Source organism: Calothrix sp. FACHB-168, from assembly GCF_963889195.1.
Lineage (GTDB): Bacteria > Cyanobacteriota > Cyanobacteriia > Cyanobacteriales > Nostocaceae > Aulosira > Aulosira anomala_A.
Window position 1 is genome coordinate 1 of record NZ_CAWPNJ010000103.1, and the last position, 7,694, is coordinate 7,694.

Here is a 7,694-nt window from a genome sequence, read left to right on the forward strand (position 1 = left end):
CAACTACTAGTGATGTTAATTACTTGCTGAAGAGCGAATTTTTCCAACTACAGCAACATATCTTGCTGCCTACCTCCGCCCTAAGCTATTTTTCAAGCTAGTCAATCACGAAAAAACTTTACAACCAAATTCTTTTTCCCATGCCCAATGCCCAATGCCCAATGCCCCATACCCATTTTCCCACTAGTACTTACCAGTCATAGATAAGATTAAAGAAGTAAGGCCGTTTTTCACCTCACCACTCACTACTACCAATGACCTCAACCCTGATAAAATTTCCTCGTCTCAATGCTCCAAAACTGCACCAGTTACCGAACGGCTTAACCATAGTCGCGGAGCAAATGCCGATTGATGCTGTAAACCTCAGCTTGTGGATTAACGTAGGCTCGGCGGTAGAATCGGATACTATTAACGGCATGGCTCATTTTTTAGAGCATATGATTTTTAAGGGCACAAAACGCCTAGCTAGTGGCGAATTTGAACGTCGCATTGAAGAAAGAGGTGCGGTAACTAATGCCGCTACTAGCCAAGATTATACTCATTACTATATAACTACTGCTCCTAAAGATTTTGCCGAACTTGCGCCGCTACAAATGGATGTGGTGTTTAATCCCAGCATTGAGGATGATGCTTTTGAGCGGGAACGCTTGGTAGTATTGGAAGAAATTCGCCGTTCCGAAGACAGTCCCCAACGGCGGACTTTTCGGCGGGCGATGGAAATGGCTTTTGAACGCTTACCTTATCGTCGTCCGGTATTGGGGCCAGAATCGGTGATTTCTCAACTTAAACCCCAGCAAATGCGCGATTTTCACGGGAGTTTGTATCAACCCCCATCAATTGCGGCTGTGGCTGTGGGGAATTTACCGACGGAAGAATTAATTGATATTGTGGCTCAAGGTATTAATGAAACGATTCCCAGCAAAAATCAGGAATTGTGGGTAGAATCGGTAATCCATCCCGAACCAGCGTTTACAGAAGTTGTGCGCCAAGAATTTGTGGATGAAAGTCTTCAACAAGCGCGACTGGTGATAGTGTGGCGAGTTCCGGGGTTGAAATATATTGAAGAAACTTACGCCCTGGATGTTTTAGCAGGAATTTTAGGACATGGGCGTACATCCAGACTGGTACATGATTTGCGGGAAGAAAGAAATTTAGTTTCTTCGATTGCTGTGAGCAATATGAGCAATCAGCTACAAGGAACATTTTATATTTCTGCTAAATGCCCAGTGGAAAATGTTGCCGCAGTAGAAGAAGCGATCGCGCAACACGTCCGCATGTTACAAACAGAATTGGTAAAATCCTCAGAAATAGCGCGAGTACGCCGCAGAGTCGCCAACAGATTTATTTTTGGTAATGAAACCCCAAGCGATCGCGCTGGGTTGTATGGTTATTATCAGTCCATGCTGGGAGATTTAGAACCAGCCTTCAACTACCCTGCCAATATCCAAGCCCAAGAAGCCAGCGACTTAATGCAAGCCGCTCAAAAATATCTTTCTCCCGATGCTTATGGTGTAGTTGTGATTAAACCAGAATAGGGCATTGGGCATTGGGCATTGGGCATTGGGCATGGAAGGGGGATAATTGTACAGACGCGATTCATCGCGTCTCTGGCAAATGACTCTTGTACAGACGCGATTTATCGCGTCTCTAGCAAAGCAAATGATAAACACAATGTGGACAGAAATTGATGCCCATATTAGCCGGGTGACGGGAGAAAAGTTTCAGAGTCAGCAAAGGCGCTCGGTGAGTGGTGGGTGCATTAACCAAGGCTATGCTGTCTCTGATAATGAACGTACCTATTTTGTCAAACTCAATCAAGCTTCCCAGGTGGCGATGTTTGAAGCTGAGGCGCTGGGTTTAGAGGAAATGCTGAATACCGCTAGTATTCGCGTTCCTCAACCTTTGTGCTGGGGTACATCTGGAAATTCTGGCTACATTGTGTTGGAATGGCTAGAGATGGGGGGTACCTCGACTCCGCTCGGTAACCGTAACAGTAATCCTTGGGAAGAAATGGGGCGAAAGCTAGCAAAAATGCATAAAGCGACTAGCAGTCAAGGTTTTGGTTGGAAAATTAACAATACTATTGGTTCCACGCCCCAAATTAATAATTGGACGGCAGATTGGGTAGAATTTTATGCAAAACATCGCTTAGGTTATCAATTTCAGTTAGCTAGGCGACGCGGGGGGAGTTTTCCTAAGGAAGAGAAGTTATTAGCAGCTATCCCGGAATTATTAGGGAATCGTCAGGTAGAACCTTCTTTAGTACATGGCGATTTATGGGGTGGGAATGCGGGGTGTACGGTGTCTGGGGAACCGGTGATATTTGATCCGGCGACTTATTTTGGCGATCGCGAAGTGGATATCGCTATGACAGAATTATTTGGTGGTTTCCCCGCCGCATTTTATCAAGGTTATCACGAAGTTTTTCCTTTAGATGCCGGTTACGAGCAAAGAAAGGCGCTTTATAACCTGTATCACATCCTGAATCACTTCAATTTATTTGGTGGTGGTTACGCTTCTCAAGCAAATCGGATGATTGAGCAGATTTTGCGTTAAACGCCACACCTTAAAATTGAGTATTAGGAAACTCCAAAAAATAAATTATGCCAAATTGTAGGGGCGGGGTAACCCCGCCCCTACGAGTTGCGGGTTTGGTAAGTTAATGATTGGAATATTTTTTTATTTGGAAGTCCCTTAAACCACATTTATTTTGAGAACCATAGTTTTAAAAGTAGTGGGAGCATCTTGCTCCCTGCGCTTCTTAGCGGGCAAGACTTCGGCGTGAGCGCTCAGTCGAACGCTGCCCGCACTACTCCAGTTTTCAAAATGGACGATGTTTAAAGCTAATGAACGATAACAGCAATCTGAGAGCGTATCCAAGATTAAACAAAATAAATATAGCTATTTTTGTGGTTATTTTCTTTTTTTAGTCCTTATATAATCCGTGAAGTTGAAATACGATTCAGAAAGTTAGTTTGCGAGTCAGAAACTTAGTTTGCGAGTCAGAAACTTAGTTTGCGAATCGTAAGTGTTAGTTTGCGAGTCAGAAACTTAGTTTGTGAATCGTAATTGTTAGTTTCTGAGTCAGAAAGTTAGTTTGCGAATCGCAAAAGCTAAAATAATAGTCGCAAAAGTTAAAATACAATTCACAAACTTAATTTACAATTCAAAAATTTAAATTGAGGGGAGCCATTGCATTGCGCAGGTAGGTTCTGTTTGTCTAGCCCCACCCTTGAGGATTCTGCTGTTGAATCAGGGGTAAGATCCCTCCCTTATCCCGAAATCCCGCCGTCACCCTAGAAGGGTGCGGCTAATCGTACAAAGCCCACCTTTGTGGGCTAAAGATTCAGCCCACAAAGGTGGGCTTTGTGATGATAGCCCCAGGCTTCCAGCCTGTGGGCGTTATTTCGGGTATGCGAGAGAAATTATGAATTTAGGCGATGTAGTAACGCATTCCCCACGCATAAATGCGGGGGCTTTTAGTAGCCCTGAGATATAGCGGTTTGGTTCCTGTACAGGTTCCGAAACACTATTGCCCGAACCTCTAGGCGCGGTTACGATTAAACAGAGGATGTACTCATCCCCACGCCCCAAAAACACATTGTTTTGCCATTCAGCAAGCAGTGTGTTTCTACCCTAACAAGCCTACGCGACAGCCTTTACGTCTACTGGCGAAGCCGTTTCTGTGGGGTTACACAGTGCCTTTGCCCATTTCGACATATATGTATCATCTCATAAAACACAAGGTTTTTGACAGCGATTAAAATCGCCTGCGCCTTACCCCCATGTCTAAAGCCCGGTAGCTCTCCACGGCGCGAGGTGTTTGGTGAAGAATAAAGTCCTGACTACGAATGCTTTCCCTGCATACACAGCAATGGCATAATTGATTTCTTGGTCATTGTTCTTCCCGATTCAACAGAGTTATTCGCGTCACAGTGAAACACTATCAACTACAACTCAATGCTTTCCCCAACAATTACCTTAACGACTTATGGGGAGAAATCCACGCTTGTCCTTATTTTGCGGTTAACAATCTCAACCGCGATTTTGTGGGGACGAAGGGATTTTCTGTAGTGTTTCAAAAATCACATATAGCCAAGGTAGAACAAAAATTTCCCTACTTTAAGCCTTATATGGATTTGGCGCTGAAGGAGAACTGTAACGCTTTTTACCTCAATCCTTTGTTGCTGAAGGAAGGTTCTCGTGTCGATCCGCATATCGATCGCTCTTTGCGTTCCTATTGTAAAACCATTGAGCCGCCATTATTTGTCAGCGTGCTTTACGTGCGCGTACCAGAGAATATGCAAGGGGGAGAATTGGTATTGCGATCGCAAAAACGTCAGCTTGGGCAGATTAAGCCACAGATAAATACTTTACTCTATTTTCAAGGCGATTTAACCCATTCTGTTAACGCTGTGCAAACCCCCGGTTATCGCTTGAGTCTGGTATGCGAGCAGTATAGTTTAAGTGATGTAGAATTGGCAGAAATCCCAGAATTTACCATTGAGTCCAGAGTTGCTAATTCTGCGGGAAAAAAACGTAAATAAGTCAATGCTAATATTTCAAACTATGGTAAAAATGTAAATATAGGGTGTGTTGTCGTTTAGCGCAACACACCGATGCACCATTAACAATTTAATATGATTTCGCCTCCAGCATAATGATTTAAAATATTATGTTTTTTGAAAAATAAATTACATACTCAGGAGAATTTTTATATGATTAATAGTTTTGTTATTCCTAATGAATATCACTCTAAAATCAGAGTTTTTAGTAAATATTCTAATGTTGAAGGTTGGATATTACATAGTAAAAGCGTAAGAAAGTTAGATAATTGTGTTCACATTGATATCTATTGTGGTTATCCTACTGGCTTTAAAGAATATAAATTTTTAATTGAATTAGATCCTGTAGAGAGTTTTAATCAATCGCACTCTTTAAATTCTCAAGGATTGGATTTTATTATAGATTTATTTAAAAACAATTCTGTTTTGGGAACTAAAAAAGGCGGCTATTCTGTTGAAACTGGTTACTTAACATTTTGTGCTAAAAATTTTCAAGATGCTTTAAACTTCGCTATTGAATTAACTAAAATGCCTCAAGATTTATTTACTACTTCTATACAAGATTCTTCAGAAATTCCAGAAAAGCGAAAGGAATTATTAGCTTTATTTAAAGAAAAAGAAGCATCCTTGAGAAAGCGCAAAATTGGAGCAGCCTGATAAACGGTGCGTTGCGCTTTACGACAACGCACCATACTGGCTTAAGCTAGAAATAGCCTCACTGTAAGCTTATCAGCTAATAACCCAAGTAGGGGCGGGTTAAGCGAGATAGTCGTGAATTATTGGAGCATATCTGTGAACCCGCCCCTACTGAAGTAGACTTAAGATTTTGAGGATATTTAGTCATCTTGAGATGACTTTGACTATTAGCAAGGAACTTCAGTTCCTTGCGGTATAGGGGTTTCGCGTTAAGTTGATACGTATGCCGCCCCTACAATTTGGCATAATTTATTTTGAATTTTAAATTGATTGATGTATTTTTAGAAAAATTAACACCAAGCTCTACCCAATACTAGCAATATGACGCAAGTTTCCTTCGCAGAACTAATAGATGGCGCACGCGCTGGGTTATTGGTGAGTTTTCCTACGGATACTGTACCAGCACTGGCATCTTTACCAGAAAAAGCAGAATTAATTTTTGCGGCTAAACAACGCAGTCAGGATAAACCGTTGATTTTAATGGGTGCGAAAGCTGAAGATTTATGGCCTTATGTACAAGGTCAAACAGATGAGTATAAAATCTGGCAGGAAATTACAAATAAATATTGGCCGGGTGGATTAACTTTAGTTTTACCCGCTTCCGATTTAGTGCCAAAGGTGATGAATCCTACCGATCCAACGACAATTGGCATTAGAGTACCAGATAGCGCGATCGCTCAACGCATTCTATCTCAAACAGGCCCTTTAGCTACCACTAGCGCCAATCTTTCTGGTCAGCCACCTTTACAAACTATGGCAGAAATTGAGGCTCAATTCTCCCAAGCTTTGACTTTGAACGTTGCAGAAGTTTCTCAAGATACATCTACAGGGGGTGTACCTTCAACTGTGGCTAAATGGACAGGAAATAATTGGCAAATTTTACGCCAAGGCAATATCAAGTTAAATAAGTAGTGGTGCAAAATAAATTATACATTTAGGCAAGGGGTGCGATTCGTTGTGTGATGAATCGCGGTAGGTTGGGTTGAGGAACGTAGACACGAAGGGGCTTCCCGCAGGGTAACCCAACATTTGGGTAGCTCTGTTGGGTTTCGCAGAGCCTCAACCCAACCTACAATTTTCCTTAACCGAGCAGTATTGCCCTTGCTCCCGTTCGGCTGACGCTCACGGCGGAAGCCTGCTCCCCTGCTTTTTTCAGTCGGAATCTGCTATCGCGTTGAGAAACTGGAGTTTAGATAACGCATTAGGGAATAATAAAATTGCTGTATTGTCAATATCTAGGTCTGAGGCTAAGAATTAGGAACTTAATTTTGAAGATTTTTGGTCAAAGAATCTAATTATATAATTGCCGAATACTATGAATTGGAGTAACTGGGTATATTTAGGATTAGGACTAGCTTTAGGGGTGAGTTTTCGTTGGTTCTGGGGACGTTCTAGCAAGGGTATAACTAGCTCATCTTTAGTAGCAACTACAGAATCAAAGTCTGTGGATGATAGTGTAATTGAGACTACCCAGAAACCAGAAATAGCGCCGGAATCTTTAACACAATTGCGCCAAAGCTTACAAGAAACTCAGCTAGCATATGCAATGGCTAAGGAGATGAGCCAATTTAAAGCGGGTTTTTTAGCGCGAACTACCCATGAACTGCGATCGCCTTTAAATGGTTTAATTGGTTTACATCAGTTAATTTTGACGGATTTGTGTGAAAATCCCGAAGAAGAACGGGAATTTGTGGCGCAAGCTCACGAACGAGCCTTAAAATTACTCAAGCTGATTGATGAAATTCTCAATGTTGCCAGGGTAGAGCATGGCACTAATAAGTTAGATATTCAACCTCTGTCATTAGCTGAAGTTTTGCAAGAGGTTGATAAATTAACTCACATGCTGGCGGCGAATCGCAATTATCCCTTGCAAATTTCCCCACCCGATTCAGAAACTTATGTTTTAGCCGATCCGCGTTGGTTGCGGCAAATATTGGTAACTTTAATAGATACAGCGATCGCGCAGATGGAAGAAGGAAGTATTTCTCTGACTACTGCAACTGCGGGTAATATTGCATACATTTGGTTAGATGTCCCAGTTCACGCGCTACCGGGAAGTGAATCTATAGATTTTATTAAATCGATAGAGTTTATTGATACAGAAGACAAATCTGTGTTGATGCAAAAAAATCAGCCGAATTTGTCACCAGGGATGAAGCTGTTACTCAATCAAACACTATTAGAAGCGATGGGAGGAAAATTAGAAATTGTTCCTCCTAGCACTGAGTTAGAAACCACAGAATTTACCAGATTACAACTATCTATACCCCTCGCGATCGCTGAAGTTGAATTTCTCCCGTCGTTAGAGAATTAAACTCAGATTGGTTGTGTAATAGTTACTAAAAATATAATCAAATATTTCTAGCTTGATAAGGTTTGCACCTTACAGGGCTAACTACAAGCCGCAAAGAGTGAGTTTCTATCAAAGATAGA

Annotated in this window: 6 protein-coding genes; all 6 read left to right on the forward strand. The window is 41.8% G+C overall.

The features are described 5' to 3' along the window. Positions 1–254 precede the first annotated feature (254 nt). The 6 genes from AACW45_RS38260 to AACW45_RS38285 all read left to right on the forward strand — a co-directional run bounded on the left by AACW45_RS38260 (position 255) and on the right by AACW45_RS38285 (position 7,575). Positions 255–1,535: a M16 family metallopeptidase gene (locus AACW45_RS38260; RefSeq protein WP_190638229.1), complete on the forward strand. Its 1,281-nt coding sequence runs from the start codon at positions 255–257 to the stop codon at positions 1,533–1,535. 136 nt (positions 1,536–1,671) lie between these two features. Further along, complete coding sequence (locus AACW45_RS38265; protein WP_190638238.1) at positions 1,672–2,556, forward strand: fructosamine kinase family protein; 885 nt, start codon at positions 1,672–1,674, stop codon at positions 2,554–2,556. A gap of 1,379 nt (positions 2,557–3,935) precedes the next feature. Beyond that, the gene (locus tag AACW45_RS38270) at positions 3,936–4,547 is read left to right on the forward strand and encodes a 2OG-Fe(II) oxygenase (protein WP_190638231.1); all 612 of its coding nucleotides are present in this window, start codon (positions 3,936–3,938) and stop codon (positions 4,545–4,547) included. Between the two features lie 171 nt (positions 4,548–4,718). Further along, positions 4,719–5,222 carry a hypothetical protein gene (locus AACW45_RS38275; RefSeq protein ID WP_190638233.1) on the forward strand — a complete coding sequence of 168 codons (504 nt, stop codon included), beginning with the start codon at positions 4,719–4,721 and terminating at the stop codon, positions 5,220–5,222. A gap of 360 nt (positions 5,223–5,582) precedes the next feature. Beyond that, a complete protein-coding gene (locus AACW45_RS38280) occupies positions 5,583–6,173 on the forward strand; it encodes an L-threonylcarbamoyladenylate synthase (RefSeq protein WP_190638234.1) in 591 nt (196 codons plus the stop codon). A 403-nt stretch (positions 6,174–6,576) separates the two neighbouring features. Then, positions 6,577–7,575: a sensor histidine kinase gene (locus AACW45_RS38285; protein WP_190638236.1), complete on the forward strand. Its 999-nt coding sequence runs from the start codon at positions 6,577–6,579 to the stop codon at positions 7,573–7,575. Positions 7,576–7,694 lie beyond the last annotated feature (119 nt).